Here is a 15,128-nt window from a genome sequence, read left to right as displayed (position 1 = left end):
TTTTAATTAATAATTATTAATTAAAAAAAATGCCTGCCCACTCCCGCGACCTGCCCGTCTGGACCCTGGCCGCTGCCAGCCTCGGCGCGGGCGTGCCCGTGGCCCTGCTGTGCGTGGTGCGCAGCGAGGGCAGCAGCCCCGGCCGCCAGGGCTTCAAGATGGCCGTGACGGCCAACGCCATAGCCGGCTCCATCGGCGGCGGCATCATGGAGCACAAGTGGGTGGAGCTGGCCCGCCAGCGCCTGCTGAATGCCGAGGTAACGCCCCTGCTGCGCCCGCAGATTCACCGGCGGGAGGCGCCGGCCGACCGCTCGGGCATGATGTGCTCGGGCGAGCAGGAAGTGCTGCTGCTGCCGCTCACGACGCTGGATTTGTTCACGGTAATGGCCATTGAGCAGGCCTTGCAAACGCACTCGCCCGGCGCTTTCGAGCTCAGCGCCGCCGGCCTGCGCCAGACTAGCCCGGCGGGGTTTTCCGGTTTCTACGACTACGCGCCCGGCCCCAGTTGGCGCTACCGCGAACGGCTGGGTTTGCGCGACCAGCTCACGCTAGTGGGCGGCGGCCACGTCAGCCTGGCCCTCTCGCGGGTGCTGGCCCAGCTCGATTTCGAGCTCACCGTGCTCGACGACCGCGCCGACCTGCCTACGCTGGACGCCAATATTTATGCCCACCACCGGCGGCGCATCAGCTACGATAACATCCTGGTTGAAATTCCCGAAAACCCGCACCAGTACGTGGTGGTGATGACCGTGGGCTACCGTAGCGATGCCTTGGTATTGCGTCAGTTACTCGGCCGCCCCTGCCGCTACCTCGGCGTGATGGGCAGCGCCGCCAAGCTAGCCGAGCTGCGCCGGGTTTTGCGGGAGGCAGGCTTTGCGGAGGAGGCGCTGGAACGCCTGCGCGGGCCTATTGGTGTGGCCATTAATAGCCGCACTCCGGAGGAAATTGCCATTAGCGTAGCGGCGGAGTTGATTGGGGTGCGAAATTTAATGGTGAATGGTGAGTGGTGAATTACGCTTTTTGAACGACATTAACCACTAATCATTAACCACTAATCATTATTTTACTGCCGCTCATCCGGGTTAACCAGAAATCCTTGGGTAAACACCCGGTACCGGTCGAAAATGGAGCGCACCGAGCGGCGCATCACCACTTCGGCCAGGGCGTTGTCGGGCACCTCCACGCCCGAGGCGTAGCCGTTCCAGACGGCGCGCTGGCTGCGGGCATCGACCAGCGTGATTAAGAGGGTGCCATTGGTAAGCAGCACCCGCGTGGGGTGGTAGCTTTCGTGCTCGCTGTTTTCGTCGGCGTCTTCTTTCTGCACCACGCCGTTGGCCACCCAGTCCTGGATATCTGGCTGGTCGTAGCCACGCATCCGCATCGTGCCTTCAAACAGGCGGTAGCTGATTAGCAAATCGGGGCGGCGGGTGGCGGGGTGGTAGCCCTGCTGCCGCAGGCGCGTGTTGATGGCTTCGCGCAGCATGGCCGACAGGTGCGTGGTGTCGCCGGCCTGGCTGGGCTCGCGCATAAAATCGTAGGTTTTGTAGTAGCGGAAATCGCCGCTGTAGCTGTAGTCCGACTCGATGCGCGACTCGTGCAGCGTGAAGCAGCCGCCGAGCACGGGCAATAACAACGTGAAACCGAGTAAGCGTAATGGGTTCTTCATAGGAATGCGCAGCGGTTAAATCAGAGCTAATAATACCAATGTTAGCGGCTTGCAGTTACATCGGCCGTAAAAAATCATACTTCTTTTCAAGCAAAAACCCGTTTCCAGCATCCGGAGGGCGGTATTTGCGGCGCCCAGTACTACTACGCCAATCGGAAGTCAATCGGATTGTAGTTGCCTCGCGGGGTCAGGTTACCCTTTTGTGCTCCGCCCGGCTTTTACCGGTCTGAATTTACGAAGTTTAGCTGTAATGGCGCAAAAGCTCAACCGGTCAGGCGCCTGGGGCGTCCGACCGGTTGCCCAAACCAGGCCCGTCACTATTGGTATCCAGCCGCCTGCAGCTGAAATAATTCTGCATAGCGTCCGCCCTTGGACAGTAATTCTTCGTGCGAGCCGATTTCCACAAACTGCCCGTTTTCAATCACCAGGATGCGGTCGGCCATGCGCACGGTGCTGAAACGGTGGCTGATGAGCACGGCCGTTTTGCCCTGCGTCAGCTCGTTGAAGCGCTGGAAAACTTCGTATTCGGCGCGGGCGTCAAGGGCGGCGGTGGGCTCGTCGAGGATGAGTAGCTGGGCGTCGCGCATGTAGGCGCGGCCGAGAGCAATTTTCTGCCACTCGCCGCCGCTCAGGTCCACGCCGCCGTTGAAGCGGCGGCCAATCATCTGCTCGTAACCCAGTGGCAGCTTGGCGATGACGGCATCGGCCAGGCTCTGGTGGGCGGCGTCCTCGATGCGGGCCTGGTTGTTGCGCTCGCTGATGCGGCCCACGGCCAGGTTCTGGCCGGCGGGCAGCTGGAAGCGCACAAAATCCTGGAAGATGACGCCGATTTCCTGGCGCAGCTCGGCGGGGTCGTACTCGCGCAGGTCGTGACCATCGAGCAGGATGCGGCCTTCGGCGGGGTCGTAGAGGCGGGCCAGCAGCTTGACCAGCGTGGTTTTACCGGCGCCGTTTTCGCCCACCAGGGCCAGCTTTTCGCCCGCTCGCAGCGTGAACGACAGGTTGCGAATGGCCCATTTTGTACCATTTTTATACTGAAACCCGACGTTCTCAAACTCGAAGCCCAGCCGTATGGGCCGGGGAAAGGGCCGCACCGGCACGCCCTCGACGGGCCGGATGATGCGCGGCCGCAGGGCAAAGAAATCGAAGAAATCCTGCAAATACAAGGCCCCGTCGGCCACCGAGCTGAAGCGGCTCAGAATGCCTTCGAGCAGGCTGCGCATGCGGGCGAAGGAGCCGGCCAGAAAAGTCAGCTGGCCCACCGAGATGTGCCTGTGCATGGCTTGGGTGATGATGAACACATAAGCGCCGTAGTAGCCGGCCGCGCCCACGGCGGCGAAGAGCGTACCCCAGCCGGCGCGGCGCAGCGCCAGCACTTTGTTTTGGCGGTAGAAATTCTCGGACAGCTCCCGAAACCGCTCAATCAGAAAATCGGACAGCCCAAAAATCTTGACTTCCTTGGCCGTTTCGTCACTGGCACCGGTCTGGCGCAGGTAATCGAGCTCGCGGCGCTCGGGCGTCCAGGAGTGCACCAGCGAGTAGCTGCGCTCGTTGAAGTGCGACTCGCCCAGGAAGGCGGGCACCACGGCCAGCAGCAGGAGCAGCAGCAGCCAGGGGTTGAAGGCGACGAGCCCCACGGCCAGCAGCACCATCGTGATGACGTCCTGCGCCTGGCTTAGTACCTGACTCAGCAGCACGGTACGCGAGAGCGTCTGGCGCCGGGCGCGTTCGAGCTTGTCGTAGAAGGCGCTGTCTTCGAACTGGTCGAGGTCGAGCTCGGCGGCGTGTTGCATGAGCTGCACCGAGGTGCGGTTGGCGAAGAGGTCGCCGAGCAGGCTGTCGAGCAGGGCCACGGTGCGGCCCAGGGCATCGGCCAGAATGGCGAGGCCGAACTCCAGCGCCACCAGCCCCAGCACCGGCCCGAGCTGGCGCTGCTCGGGCGGCAGCTGGGTGAGGTCCACCACGGCGTCGAGAATGAGCTTGGCCACGTAGAGCGTGGCCAGCGGCAGGCCGGCGCGCAACAGGCGCAGGGCCGCATTGCCGAGGGTGAGGGCCGGGCTGGTAGCCCACACCAGCCGCAAAAAGGCGGGCAGATGGCGCAGGGCATTCACCCGCTCGCGCACGCTCACCTGGGTGGCGTCGGGTTGGCGGCGCTTGCGGCGGCGGGTTTGGATGGCGGTGATGAGGGAAGAAATCCAGGACATCGCAGGAAATTGGTGCAAGATGGGCGGAGTACCGCTCACGGTTCGCAGCGCCAAACTTGGGACCGAAACCGGCAAGTAGCCGTTTTGGCAGTATAACGGATACTCTTTCTTGCCTAGCTTTACAGCCATAACGGTGCCCGGCCACCCGCCGTAAGCATCGCACTATCTTTCTATTATCCCACACTATGGAGAAGGTTTTCTCGGCTCCCCTTATCAACGTATTTCTCCATTCCGGCCCCAGCCACAATACCCTGGAAGTGCAGTGGCTGGATTTTGTGAACAGCGACACGCTGCGGGCCTCGCTGCTCGAAGTGCTGCGCCTGGCCCGGCAGTATCAGGTGAAAGCCTACATTGCCGACAACCGCCTGCTGCGCGCCCTGCGCACCAAAGACTACGAATGGATGGGGCCCAACGTGATGACACCCCTCGACCAGCTGGGGGTGCGCCGGCTAGCCGTCATCGACTCACAGGATGCCATGAACCGCATGGGTATCAAGTCTTTTTTATCCGAAATCATCCCGGACACCGCTATTCTCAGCCAAACGTTCACCTCGGCCGACGATGCCCGAACCTGGGCCATACAAGCTCAGTAACACCCTTTGTCCTCATGCGCACCGTTCTTTCGTTTCCTTACCTGGAGGTGAACCTCCACGAAGGCCCCATCCCGACTCTCGAAACGCACTGGCTGGGCTTTGCCCCCAGCGCCGATTTCCGGTCGGCCATCGAGCAAGCCGTTGAAATTGCCCGCCAGCACCGCGTGCTGGGCTGGATTGCCGACGACCGCCAGCTGGGCGCCGTGCGCCCCCGCGACCTGGAATGGACCCACGACGAAGTGCTGCTGGTGCTCGAAAACCTGGGACTGCGCCGCTTCGCCCTGCTCGAATCGGAGGATGCCCTAAACCGCCGCACTATTGCGGGCATGTATGAGCGGGCGATGCCGGCCATCAGCTACGAAATCCGCCGCTTCGACGACCTGACGGCCGCCCGCGCCTGGGCCGCCGGCGAATGAGCGCCGCCACTGGCGCGTTCGGCCGGCGCCTATTGTTCTTCTGGCTGAGCAGCCTGGCGCTGGCCACGGCCGGCTACTTCCTGCTGCGGGCGCTGCTGCCCGGCCACCGGGTATTCGGGAGCTGGTACCGGATGCTGGATTACCACGACCGGCACCCGCTGCCTTACATTGCGGTGTGCTGCTTTTGCTACGGCCTGCTGGCGGCCCGCCACGCCCCGGCCATTGCCCGGCAGCCGCTGGGGCGGCGCCTCGGGGCCACGGCCCTGCTGGTGGTGGGTACGGTGCTGCTGAGCTCGCCGGTGGGCGGGGCGCTGTGGCACCTGCACGATATGCAGGCCGGCTATTTCCCCGCCAACTGGCCGGCCGTACTGCTCATCGGCGCCGGGGATGGCTTGCTAATCGGCTGGTTGATACTGCTACTGTCGATGCCCTACAATGCGCTGGGCGTGGTGGCTTGCTATTTTCTGACGCTGCGGGGCGCGGTCTGGTTGCGGGACTGAAGCCGGCCTGCGGCCGGCCGGGGCGTGACGGCGACCCTTGGTTTGGGGCCTGATTTCCAACTTTCACCTTACTTAGGGGTAGAATCTGTAGTGCCTATGAAACTTTCCCTACTCCTCCTGCTGGCCCTGCCGCTGCCCGTGATGGCGCAGTCGAGCACCTTCAACCCGCGCCCGACGACCTCTCAGTCCAACTATAACTTCCGCGTGCAGCAGCAGCAGCGCAACTACCCCGAGCGGGAATTTCAGCGCCGAATGATGGAAAAGCAGCTGCAGCGCCCGGCCAGCGCCCGGCGCCCCAGCCAGCCGCAGCCGGCCCAGCTGCAGCAGGAAGCCACGCAGCAGCAGCTGGCGTTGCGCCGCCAGTCGGCGCCGGAAATTGCCGCCGCGCAGAAGCGGCAGGCCGAGGCCGAGCAGCAAGCCGCCGCCCGGCACACCCAGCTCGTGCGGGAGCAGCAGCGCAAGCGGCTGGCCGCCCCCGCCCAGGATGAGCAGCTGGCCACGGTGCAGCTGCGGCAGGATATGCAGCAGCTCACCCAGCTGCTGGTCGAAAACTACCGGGAGGTGTACCTGCCCGGCCGCCTGACCAGCGCTCTGCGCTCGCGGATGCTGTCGGCCCGGGCGCAGCAGGACTGGAACGCGGCCACCAAAGCCCTGCAAAGCAAAGCCGAGTGGAGCAAGCCGCCCGCAGCCCTGGCGGCGCACAGCCAAACCCTGACCACGCTCGCCAGCGAGCTACTGGGCTACGACATTACCCTGCCAGCCCCGGCGCCGCTGCCGCTGGCCACCAGCAGCTTCGAGGTGCCCATGGCGCGGGGCTATTTCGACCAGTCGGTGGCCGACCAGCTGCTGCTCAGCGCCAACCAAGCCGATAAGCTGGCCGCTAGTGGGCCGCTGGTAGCCGCCCTCCAGTCGCTCAATGCCCAGGTGGCGGCGCTGGCCACTACCCCGCCGGCCGCCGAAACCCAGCAAAACCGGCAGCAGGAAATACGCGAGAGCGTGCGGATTGCAAACCAGGAAATGGAGCGCTACAACGCCCGCATTATCACTGCCGGTAGCCTGCTGCAGGTGCAGCAGAGCCTGCTGCAGGCCACGGCCAGCTACCTCACCCAGGCCAGCGGCGGCTGATGCTGGCCGCGCTCATTCTTATGGCCTGAAAACGAAGCTGCCGCCGCGAGTTGCGGAAAATCTACTGCGTATTTTTGCAGCTGCGGCCAGTAACCCCGCCCCCCTTATTATTATGAAGCACTCGCTACTTCTATTGCTTTTGCTGCCGCTGTCGGCTGTTGCGCAGTATCGCCCCATGAACAGCCCCACCCCGACCCGGCCCCTCTACACGCCTGCCCCCAACAATAGCTACCTCAATAATAGCTTGCAGGCGCAGCGGCAGTCGCAGCAGCAGGCGCACCAGCAGTTTCAAAAACAGCAGGCCCAGCAAATGCAGATGGCGCAGAGCTACCACCAGATGACTCAGCAGCAGCACCAGGCGCGCATGCAGCAGATGCAGCAAAGCCAGATGATGTGGCAGATGGCGGCCCGCCAACAACAAGCCCTGCAGCGCCGCCGCAGCCTGCAGCAGCTGGCCGCCGACCAGAACCTGCAGCGCCTGGCCGAGCAGAAAGCCACCGAACAGGTGGCGCAGCTGAGCGAGACCCAACAGCGCAAGCGCCTGGAGCAGCCCGCTGCCGATGCCCAGCAGGCGGCCGCCCAGCAAAAAGAAGACGCCCGGCAGCTCACCCGGCTCACGGTGAAAAACTACCAGGATGTGTTTCTGCCGGGCCAGATAACCAGCGCCCTGCAGGCCCAGACGCTGCCGCTGAAAGGCCTCGAAGACCTGCACAACATCAGCCAGGAGCTGCAGAGCAGTTCCTGGTGGAGCCAGCAGGATGGCCCGCAGCTGCGCGGTAAGCTAGTGGCACACAGCAATGCGCTGGCCACGCTCACGGGCGAGCTGCTGGGCTACGACCTTGCCGGGGCCACGCCGGTGCCTGCCCCCTTTGCTATCGGCCGGCTCGACGAGATGCTGGCCAACGACACCTTCGACCAGGCCACGGCCACCCAGCTCATCGGCGCCGCCGCGCAGGCCGACAAGCTGGCGGCCGGCGCCCAGCTGGCCGAAGCCGTGCGCGCATTTAACGCCCTGGCAGCAAGGGCCGTGGCCAACCCAGCCAGCGACCAAAAAGCCCTCCGGAGCGAAGTGAAAGCCGCCGTGCGCAGCATCGACAAGGAAATGCAGAGCTACAACAACCGCGTAGTTGCTTCGACCCAGCTGTACGAGGCCTACAAGGGCACCCTGAAATTGACGGCCGCCTACCTGGCGAAAAACGAAACGCCCGCGAAGTAAGCCGCCACCGCAGGGCGCCCGGCTCTAAGCTTTTACCTTACTCAAAGTCAAAATCAGGATAGGGCGCCCGAAGCCGGGGCTGCCGCTCCCGCGGCTTTCTCATTATCTTTCTACCATGTCCAGCCCCCACACCACTCCCCCCCCCGCCGACCCCGCCCGCGTAAACGTCCTCTCCACCAACGAGGTCAATTACTGGTGCCACACCCTGAACTGCACCGAAACCCGGCTGCGTAACGCCGTGCTCGCCGTGGGCGTGCTGGCGGTGGATGTGCGGGGATACCTGAACCGGTGAGGAGCCGGTGGGTGCAGCTCATTAATTTTTCTATGAACAAGCTCTTGTTTGGCCTTGGCTTCCTCCTGCTGCTCTTCATGTGCTGGGCCGGCCGCACCACCCCCCAAAGCCCCAACGCCTCCCGCCGCCAGCCGGCCGCAGGCTGCCCGCACGCCGCTTCCTCGGGCGGAGCTGTCAGCAGCATTTGCCAGCCGCAAGATGCCCGCTCACCACTCCCCACCGAAGCCCCTGAAGCCGCCGGCGCGGGAGGCTAAACCACTGAATAAATGAAGCATGCTCTACTTATCGGGGTGCTGCTCCTGGCCGCTCCCATCGCCCGGGCCCAAAAGGCAAAGGCCGATGCGTCCGTTCCAGTGCTGCCCGTCGACCCCGATACCCGGGCCGTCACCTACACCGGCGTAGTTGAAGCGCCCGGTGCCACGAAAGCCCAGCTCTACGCCCGGGGCTTGGAGTGGATGGCCAGAACCTACCAGTCGGCCAACGACGCCGTGCAGCTTAAGGACGCCGAGCAAGGCAAGCTTGTCGCCAAAGGCTTTATGGTAGTAACGCTCGCGGCTCCCAACGTGGGCATGGCCATGCTCGGTGTGCCCCAGCCATCTACCATGCTGCTTGAGCAAACCCTGAGTCTCTACCTCAAGGACGGCCGCTACAAATACGTGCTCACGGACTTGTCGCTCAAGGGCGTCAGTTCCCGCGACGTCACCCGTTTCCCGCTCGACCCCGCCGCGCCCATCCCCGGCTTCAGCAAGAAGGCCTGGGCCGCCACCCTGGCCAAGGTTGACCAGCAGGTGCAAGCCGAAATCGCCAGCCTCGACGCCGCCCTGCAGGCTAAAGGCAAAGACCCAAGTGACTTTTAACTACCGCTGCAGCGCCTGAATCCTCCAGCGCGGGGGAGCGGGTGCCAACGCCCTAATTAACCTGTTTACATGGCCTTCCGCTTACAATACGTTCTGGTTGCGGGCTTCGCTCTTGCCGCCTCGGGGTGTTCGAGCAGCAACGACCCCAAGCCGGTCGCTGCTGCCACCACCCTGCAAGGACGCTGGACCAATGAGGGCTCGGAGGAACGTTACTACAGCCGCGATTACGTCTATATCGACCGGACTACGTTCGCGTCGAGGCCCGGCGCCGCTACGGTCATTGCGGATTCCACCATGAGCTACACCGACACCGCAGGCAATGTGAACAGCATCACCCCCCTGTCGCCAGCAAGGTGATACACTGTATTGCGCTGGCAGGGCTCTGCCGGTCCGATGCCCTACACCATCACCGAACTCACCGACCACCGCCTGACGCTGCAAAGCCCTTATCAGTACCTGCCTTCTCCTCTTTCATTCCCTAATGGAATAGCCAGCTGGTACCGAACGGAACTGCACTAAAGCCGTTAGTCAACACAAAACCAGCATGGTAAAAAAGTCCCCCTGCTACGCGGCAGCCCCAACTGACTTAACCTGATGAATACAAACTCCCCCATTTTCCGAGCCCTTCTCATTGGCGTGGTTATCGGCATTGTTATCTGGGCCGTAACGCACCGGAAGCCCCGCGCGCAGCCCGGGGCGGCTAAGGCGGCGCGGGAGGCGGTTGCGAAGTAGGCAACTAAAGCATTCGCTAGCATACAAGCGCCGTACCAGCTGTTTCGGGAGCAACGGGAGCTTTTCAAGCTACACCAACCCCACTTCCTCCCGACCTTTGCGGCACTCATGCCGACTCCCCCTGCCCGCACGTACACATTAGGCTTCTGGCTGATGTGTTTGTCGTCCTTTCTGTTTTTCCTTAGCTTCAACCTCTTACTGCCCGAGCTCCCCGACCACCTCAGCCGCCTGGGCGGCACGGGCTGGAGCGGGCAGCCGCTGCACGGGGCCGACTACAAGGGGTTTATTATTGCCTTGTTTACGCTCACGGCGGGCTTGTCGCGGCCATTTTCGGGGAAGCTGGCCGATACCGTGGGGCGCATTCCGGTGATGGTGTTTGGCTCGCTGGTGTGCTTTGTGTGCGGGTTTTTCTATCCCTGGGCCCTCACGGTCACGGGGTTTCTGGGGCTGCGGCTGCTGCACGGCTTCAGCACGGGGTTTAAGCCCACGGGCACGGCGGCCTTCATTGCCGACATTGTGCCGGTGGAGCGGCGCGGCGAGGCCATGGGCCTGCTGGGCGTGACGGGCAGCCTGGGCATGGCCGTGGGGCCGGCCTTCGGCTCGTGGGTAGCCACGCATTTCTCGCTGAATACCATGTTTTACTGCTCCAGCGGGGCGGCGCTGCTGTCGCTGTTGGTGCAGGGCACGCTCACCGAAACGCTGCCCGTGGCGCAGCGGCAGCGCTTCCACTGGGGGCTGCTGAAGCTGAAGTGGAAGGAGGTGCTGGAACCCCGCGTGACGGCCCCGGCCGTGGTGACGCTGCTCAACCTCTTCCCCTACGGCGCGCTGCTGACGGTGGTGCCCGACCAAAGCCGCCTGCTGGGCCTCACCGGCGAAGGCAAGGGCCTGTTTTACATCTGCTACACGGTGGCGTCGCTGGCGGTGCGGCTGGTGGCGGGCCGTGCTTCCGACACCCACGGGCGGGTGCCGGTGCTGCGCTGGAGCACGGCCGTACTGGGCCTGGGGCTGGCGCTGCTGGTGTGGTCGCCGTCGGTGCCGGTGTTTCTGGCGGCGGCGGTGATTTTTGGGCTGGGCACGGGGCTCAACTCGCCCACGCTCTACGCCTGGACCATCGACCTGAGCCACCCCGAGCACCGGGGGCGCGGCGTGGCCACCATGTACATTGCCCTGGAAGTAGGCATCGGGCTGGGCGCGCTGCTGGCGGGCTGGATTTTCGACAACCACCCGGCCCGGCTGCCTTGGGTGCACGGCATGAGCCTGGGCTGCGTGGTGCTGGCGCTGGGTTATTTGCTGGCGCTACGGCGCGATGTAGCGCGAGCTTTGTAAGCCAAATTGCGCCGTATAAGGGCTGACAGACTCGCGGGCTATATCCGAAGGTAGGCGTGGGCCACCGTGGGCATTCCGTAACTTTGAAGATTCATCAGAACTTCACTTCTACCGCTTTGCCCTGCTTACGCTTCTTTCAGACTGCCCTCTGGGTTCTGTTCAGTTTCTTCCTCGCCCACCCTACCCAGGCCCAGCCCGACCCCATTACCTTCGGTCAGTTGGAGCCCCAGTACCTCACGGCAGCCCCCTTCGCGGCCGATACGGCCGCGGCGGCGGTGATACTGTGCAACTACGGCAAAAGCAGCATCGTGCGCGAGGATGCCCAGAAAGTACAGCTGCGCTTCGACCGGATTACGCGCATCAAGATTCTGAAAAAAGCGGGCTTCGACTGGGCGAAGGTAGAAGTGCTGCTCCGGCACGGCATGCCCGGCCAAACCGAGCAAGTGACGGAGCTGCGCGGCCTGACCTACAACCTGGTAGCGGGCAAAGTGACGCAGGACAAGCTGGTGGCCAGCAGCGCGTTTCTGGAGAAGGTGACCGACCAGTATTCGCTCTACAAATTTGCGCTGCCCAACGTGCGCGAGGGCTCGGTGATTGAGTTCAGCTATTCGCTGCTGTCGGATTACGTGATACGGTTTCGGGGCTGGCAGTTTCAGACCAGCATCCCGACGCGCTGGAGTGAGTACCGCGCCGTGATTCCGCATCGGTTTAACTACAAGATGTTTGTGCAGCGCACCCAGCCGCTGGCCATCGAAGAGCGGGCCGACGAGCAGGGGCTGCTGCCACGCTACCGCTGGGCCATGCAGAACGTACCTGCCCTGCGCCGCGAGCCTTACATGACCACCACCGCCGACTACGTGGACGAGCTGAGCTTTGAACTGGCCGACCACGCCCGCAATGGCATCACTGACACCTGGGAGCATATCGACGCCCTGCTGCTACGGCACGAGGAATTCGGGCATGAGCTCGGCCAAACGGCCTTCCTGAAAACCGACGTAGCGCGGCTGCCCGCCGCCACGCCCACTAATGCCCACCAGCGGCTGGCCGCCGTACGAACCCTGATAACCAGCGCCGTGAGATGCAATGACCAACCGGGCCTGCTGGTGAGCGAGCCGCTGCGCCGCAGCTACCAGGAAACCCACCAGGGCAACGCCGCCACCGTTAACCTGCTGCTGGTGGCTGCCTTGCGGGCCGCCGGCTTTGTGGCCAACCCGCTGCTGCTGAGCACCCGCAGCCACGGCCGCGTGCAGCTGGGCACGCCGCAGCTTTCGCAGTTCAACTACGTGGTGGCCCACGTGCAGCTGCCCGACGGCGAGGAAGTGTTGCTCGACGCCACCAACCCGCAGCTGCCCTACGACCTGCTGCCCAACGAATGCCTCAACCAGCAGGGCCGGCTGCTGGGCGAGCGCGCCGGCACCTCGCGCTGGGTGGCGGTGAAGCCCCGGCACCGCCACGTGCAGCTGCGGCGGGTGCAGCTGCGCCTGGCGCCCGACGGCGCTTACAGCGGCGAGACGCACGATGAGCTTGCCGGGTACGCCGGGGCCGAAGCCCGCGAATTCCTGGTTCAGGGCGGCGAGCAGAAATTTGTTAAAAACCTGAACCGCTACCGCCCTACTATGACCGTGAGCAACGCCGTAATCGCCAACCGCGACAGTGCCCAGCTGCCGCTCAGCGTGGATTACCGCTTCGGGCTGGAGGCCGAAAGCGACCGGCCGCTCGACGTTATCTATCTGAGTCCGCTGCGCGATTTCGGGCCCGGCCGCAATCCCTTTCTGGCCGAAAGTCGGCTTTACCCGGTCGATTTCGGGACCGGGCAGGAAGAAACCCTGCTCGTGACCCTGACTTTGCCGCCCGGCTACACGCTGGTGGCCGTGCCCAAATCGAAAGCCGTGGACCTGCCCGACAACGGCGGCCGCTTCGCCTGCAGCGTGACGGCCACCGGCAACACCCTGCAGCTCAGCAGCCGCCTCACGCTACGGAAGCCCGTGTACGCCGCCGCCGAGTATGCGCAGTTGCGCGAGCTACACCAGCAGATGCTGGAAAAGCAGGCCGAGAAGCTGAAAATCAGAAAGCAGCGGTAGGCATGGACGCAATAAAAAAAATACAGCAACTAGTATCTTGTCAAAAATTTTACAGTAATTTCAACCTTTCTTTTCCACCACTTCATTTTTCTCTATCGATGCAATTTTCTTTACTCTATTGCCGGGTCTTGCTGCTGGCGGCGGCCTCTTTGGGTGGGCACCGGGCCCTGGCCCAGCCCGAGCCGCTAAAGTTCGGCAAGCTCGACCTCAAGGAATTCAACGCCAAGCTACTGCCAGCCGATAGCGCCGCCGAGGCCGTAGTGCTGGCCGAGTTTGGCCGCGCCCGCGTGATTGCCAACGCTTCCGACAACTTTCAGAGTGAGCTGGAAGTGGTGGTGCGGATTAAAATTCAGAAAAAGGCGGGGTTTGACTGGGCTACCGTGCAGGTGCCGCTCTATGGCCACCAGCGGCTGTATAACCTGAAGGGCTACACGTATAACCTGGTGAATGGTGAGTTGGTAAAAAGCAAGCTGGAAGACGACAACAAGTTCACAGAAGACGTGGTCCGGCAGCTGCGCCTGCGCAAGTTTACGATGCCCAACGTGCGCGAAGGCGCCGTGATTGAGTACAGCTACTCCATCATCTCGGAGCACTCGACCGGCCTGCCGGGCTGGAGCTTCCAGCGCACCATTCCCACGCGCTGGAGCGAGTACCGCACCAGCGTACCCGATTGGTTCGACTATAAAACACTCATGCAAGGATATTTGCCGCTATCCATTCGGGAGCACACCGAAGGCAGCACCATCATTGCGCAGCATCCGGTGCGCACCACGGAGTCGCGCTGGGTGATGAAAGACGTGCCGGCCCTGACCAAGGAGCCCTTCATTACCACGCTCGACGACTACGAGTCGCGTATCGACTTCGAGCTGTCGAGCCTGGTGGTGCCCGGCGTGATGACCCGCGACGTGACCCGCACCTGGGAAAAAGTGGAAACGACGCTGCTGGAAGACGAATCGTTTGGCCTGCAGCTTAACCGGGGTGGTTTCCTGAAGGACGAGCTGGCCAGGCTGAACCTGTCCCCCACAGCGACGCTGGAAACCCGCGTGGCCGCCATTCACAACATGGTTCGCAATACCGTTAAGTACAACGATGTAGAAACCATCTATACCTCGGCCCCGCTGCGTAAGATTTACCTGGAGCAGCACCGCGGCAACGCCGCCGACGTGAACCTGCTACTGATTGCCGCCCTGCGCACGGCCAACATCCCGGCCCAACCAGTGGTGCTGAGCACCCGCACCAACGGCCGCGTAAACCTGGCCCAGCCCATGGCTTCACGCTTCAACTACGTGGTGGCCAGCGTGACCAACACCGATGGCAAAGCCATGCTGCTCGATGCTACGGAACCGCTGCTGCCCAGCGGCGTACTGCCCGAACGCTGCCTCAACAAGCTGGGCCGCGTGGTGGCGAAAGACCTGCCCGGCGACCACTGGGTAGACCTGACGCCCAGCCATCGCAAAACTCACTACCAACAAGTTAAGCTGACACTTGATGCGCAGGGCGCCATCACGGGCACGGTGCACGAGGAATATGGCGGCTACGCGGCCGCAGCCGAGCGCAGCACCCTGCAGGAGCAGGGCGAACCCAAATACCGCAACCAGTTTGCCAGCCAGCACTCGAGCTGGACGGTGCCCAAGTTCACCATCTCGAACCGCCAGGAACTCAGCCAGCCGCTGAAGCTGGACTACGAATTCACGCAGCCGGCCGATGACAATGCCACGGCGGGCCTGTTTTACCTGGGGGCCCTCGGCGAGTTCAGCTCCGACCAGAACCCCTTCCGCCACGACAACCGCATGTACCCGGTGGATTTCGGGATGCCGCAGGACGAAACCACACTGATGACCCTGAGCCTGCCCGCCGGCTACGAGGTGGCCGAGCTGCCCAAACCCGCCGTGATTGACCTGCCCGAGGGCGGCGGCCGCTTCCTGTACAGTGCCTCGCCCACCGAGGCAGGCCTGCAGATTACCAGCCGCATGAGCCTGCGCAAGCCCGAGTACACCGCCGCCGAGTACGAGCACCTGCGCGAGTTTTACCGCCTGATGCTGGAAAAGCAGGCCGAGAAGCTGGTCATCAAGAAAAAAGCTTAATTGCGAAGCCTTGCGCTACGCTTTTCCTTCGTTGCT

16 protein-coding genes are annotated in these 15,128 nt (G+C 63.2%); 14 read left to right on the top strand and 2 right to left on the bottom strand.

All coding sequences use genetic code 11. From position 1 onward, the window contains the following. The first annotated feature begins 29 nt into the window (after positions 1-29). Entirely contained in the window at positions 30-1,010 is a 981-nt protein-coding gene (locus Q5H93_RS05125) for an XdhC family protein (RefSeq protein WP_305005424.1), read from the top strand. Between the two features lie 53 nt (positions 1,011-1,063). Here the strand turns inward: Q5H93_RS05125 and Q5H93_RS05120 are convergent, their stop codons facing one another. Both Q5H93_RS05120 and Q5H93_RS05115 read right to left on the bottom strand, forming a co-directional pair. Further along, positions 1,064-1,666 carry a DUF4136 domain-containing protein gene (locus tag Q5H93_RS05120; protein ID WP_305005423.1) on the bottom strand — a complete coding sequence of 201 codons (603 nt, stop codon included), beginning with the start codon at positions 1,664-1,666 and terminating at the stop codon, positions 1,064-1,066. 317 nt (positions 1,667-1,983) lie between these two features. Beyond that, positions 1,984-3,870, bottom strand: a complete 1,887-nt coding sequence (locus Q5H93_RS05115) for an ABC transporter ATP-binding protein (protein ID WP_305005422.1) — start codon at positions 3,868-3,870, stop codon at positions 1,984-1,986. A gap of 185 nt (positions 3,871-4,055) precedes the next feature. Here Q5H93_RS05115 and Q5H93_RS05110 point away from each other — a divergent pair, with 185 nt between their 5' ends. From Q5H93_RS05110 to Q5H93_RS05050, 13 genes are all read left to right on the top strand, one after another. Next, the gene (locus tag Q5H93_RS05110; protein WP_305005421.1) at positions 4,056-4,463 is read left to right on the top strand and encodes a hypothetical protein; all 408 of its coding nucleotides are present in this window, start codon (positions 4,056-4,058) and stop codon (positions 4,461-4,463) included. A 14-nt stretch (positions 4,464-4,477) separates the two neighbouring features. Next, positions 4,478-4,879 carry a hypothetical protein gene (locus Q5H93_RS05105; protein WP_305005420.1) on the top strand — a complete coding sequence of 134 codons (402 nt, stop codon included), beginning with the start codon at positions 4,478-4,480 and terminating at the stop codon, positions 4,877-4,879. Continuing rightward, positions 4,876-5,379, top strand: a complete 504-nt coding sequence (locus Q5H93_RS05100; RefSeq protein WP_305005419.1) for a hypothetical protein — start codon at positions 4,876-4,878, stop codon at positions 5,377-5,379. Before Q5H93_RS05105 ends, Q5H93_RS05100 begins: the two co-directional genes overlap by 4 nt. 96 nt (positions 5,380-5,475) lie before the next feature. Then, positions 5,476-6,504 (top strand): hypothetical protein, encoded by a 1,029-nt coding sequence (locus Q5H93_RS05095; RefSeq protein ID WP_305005418.1) that lies wholly within the window; start codon positions 5,476-5,478, stop codon positions 6,502-6,504. A 112-nt stretch (positions 6,505-6,616) separates the two neighbouring features. Then, a complete protein-coding gene (locus Q5H93_RS05090) occupies positions 6,617-7,720 on the top strand; it encodes a hypothetical protein (protein WP_305005417.1) in 1,104 nt (367 codons plus the stop codon). A gap of 115 nt (positions 7,721-7,835) precedes the next feature. Further along, on the top strand, positions 7,836-8,012 hold the full coding sequence (locus tag Q5H93_RS05085) for a DUF3606 domain-containing protein (protein WP_305005416.1): 177 nt from the start codon (positions 7,836-7,838) through the stop codon (positions 8,010-8,012). 32 nt (positions 8,013-8,044) lie between these two features. Beyond that, positions 8,045-8,266 (top strand): hypothetical protein, encoded by a 222-nt coding sequence (locus tag Q5H93_RS05080; protein ID WP_305005415.1) that lies wholly within the window; start codon positions 8,045-8,047, stop codon positions 8,264-8,266. 12 nt (positions 8,267-8,278) lie between these two features. Continuing rightward, positions 8,279-8,869, top strand: a complete 591-nt coding sequence (locus Q5H93_RS05075) for a DUF4468 domain-containing protein (protein ID WP_305005414.1) — start codon at positions 8,279-8,281, stop codon at positions 8,867-8,869. A gap of 69 nt (positions 8,870-8,938) precedes the next feature. Further along, positions 8,939-9,226: a hypothetical protein gene (locus tag Q5H93_RS05070; protein WP_305005413.1), complete on the top strand. Its 288-nt coding sequence runs from the start codon at positions 8,939-8,941 to the stop codon at positions 9,224-9,226. 36 nt (positions 9,227-9,262) lie between these two features. Then, positions 9,263-9,388, top strand: coding sequence for a hypothetical protein (locus Q5H93_RS05065; RefSeq protein ID WP_305005412.1), 126 nt, complete (start codon positions 9,263-9,265; stop codon positions 9,386-9,388). A gap of 321 nt (positions 9,389-9,709) precedes the next feature. Beyond that, the gene (locus tag Q5H93_RS05060) at positions 9,710-10,927 is read left to right on the top strand and encodes an MFS transporter (protein WP_305005411.1); all 1,218 of its coding nucleotides are present in this window, start codon (positions 9,710-9,712) and stop codon (positions 10,925-10,927) included. 116 nt (positions 10,928-11,043) lie between these two features. Beyond that, positions 11,044-13,008 carry a DUF3858 domain-containing protein gene (locus Q5H93_RS05055; protein ID WP_305005410.1) on the top strand — a complete coding sequence of 655 codons (1,965 nt, stop codon included), beginning with the start codon at positions 11,044-11,046 and terminating at the stop codon, positions 13,006-13,008. Between the two features lie 98 nt (positions 13,009-13,106). Next, positions 13,107-15,092 carry a DUF3858 domain-containing protein gene (locus tag Q5H93_RS05050; protein ID WP_305005409.1) on the top strand — a complete coding sequence of 662 codons (1,986 nt, stop codon included), beginning with the start codon at positions 13,107-13,109 and terminating at the stop codon, positions 15,090-15,092. Positions 15,093-15,128: the final 36 nt, after the last annotated feature.

The sequence above is a fragment of the Hymenobacter aranciens genome (genome assembly GCF_030580865.1).
GTDB classification, from domain to species: Bacteria; Bacteroidota; Bacteroidia; order Cytophagales; family Hymenobacteraceae; genus Hymenobacter; species Hymenobacter aranciens.
This window is presented reverse-complemented; position numbering and strand designations above follow the sequence as displayed.

What these genes read in the sequence shown, in the direction of transcription:
- Q5H93_RS05125 (WP_305005424.1), top strand. Translation starts at nt 30, where the DNA reads ATGCCTGCCCACTCCCGCGACCTGCCCGTCTGGACCCTGGCCGCTGCC.
- Q5H93_RS05120 (WP_305005423.1), bottom strand. Translation starts at nt 1,666, where the DNA reads ATGAAGAACCCATTACGCTTACTCGGTTTCACGTTGTTATTGCCCGTG.
- Q5H93_RS05115 (WP_305005422.1), bottom strand. Translation starts at nt 3,870, where the DNA reads ATGTCCTGGATTTCTTCCCTCATCACCGCCATCCAAACCCGCCGCCGC.
- Q5H93_RS05110 (WP_305005421.1), top strand. Translation starts at nt 4,056, where the DNA reads ATGGAGAAGGTTTTCTCGGCTCCCCTTATCAACGTATTTCTCCATTCC.
- Q5H93_RS05105 (WP_305005420.1), top strand. Translation starts at nt 4,478, where the DNA reads ATGCGCACCGTTCTTTCGTTTCCTTACCTGGAGGTGAACCTCCACGAA.
- Q5H93_RS05100 (WP_305005419.1), top strand. Translation starts at nt 4,876, where the DNA reads ATGAGCGCCGCCACTGGCGCGTTCGGCCGGCGCCTATTGTTCTTCTGG.
- Q5H93_RS05095 (WP_305005418.1), top strand. Translation starts at nt 5,476, where the DNA reads ATGAAACTTTCCCTACTCCTCCTGCTGGCCCTGCCGCTGCCCGTGATG.
- Q5H93_RS05090 (WP_305005417.1), top strand. Translation starts at nt 6,617, where the DNA reads ATGAAGCACTCGCTACTTCTATTGCTTTTGCTGCCGCTGTCGGCTGTT.
- Q5H93_RS05085 (WP_305005416.1), top strand. Translation starts at nt 7,836, where the DNA reads ATGTCCAGCCCCCACACCACTCCCCCCCCCGCCGACCCCGCCCGCGTA.
- Q5H93_RS05080 (WP_305005415.1), top strand. Translation starts at nt 8,045, where the DNA reads ATGAACAAGCTCTTGTTTGGCCTTGGCTTCCTCCTGCTGCTCTTCATG.
- Q5H93_RS05075 (WP_305005414.1), top strand. Translation starts at nt 8,279, where the DNA reads ATGAAGCATGCTCTACTTATCGGGGTGCTGCTCCTGGCCGCTCCCATC.
- Q5H93_RS05070 (WP_305005413.1), top strand. Translation starts at nt 8,939, where the DNA reads ATGGCCTTCCGCTTACAATACGTTCTGGTTGCGGGCTTCGCTCTTGCC.
- Q5H93_RS05065 (WP_305005412.1), top strand. Translation starts at nt 9,263, where the DNA reads ATGCCCTACACCATCACCGAACTCACCGACCACCGCCTGACGCTGCAA.
- Q5H93_RS05060 (WP_305005411.1), top strand. Translation starts at nt 9,710, where the DNA reads ATGCCGACTCCCCCTGCCCGCACGTACACATTAGGCTTCTGGCTGATG.
- Q5H93_RS05050 (WP_305005409.1), top strand. Translation starts at nt 13,107, where the DNA reads ATGCAATTTTCTTTACTCTATTGCCGGGTCTTGCTGCTGGCGGCGGCC.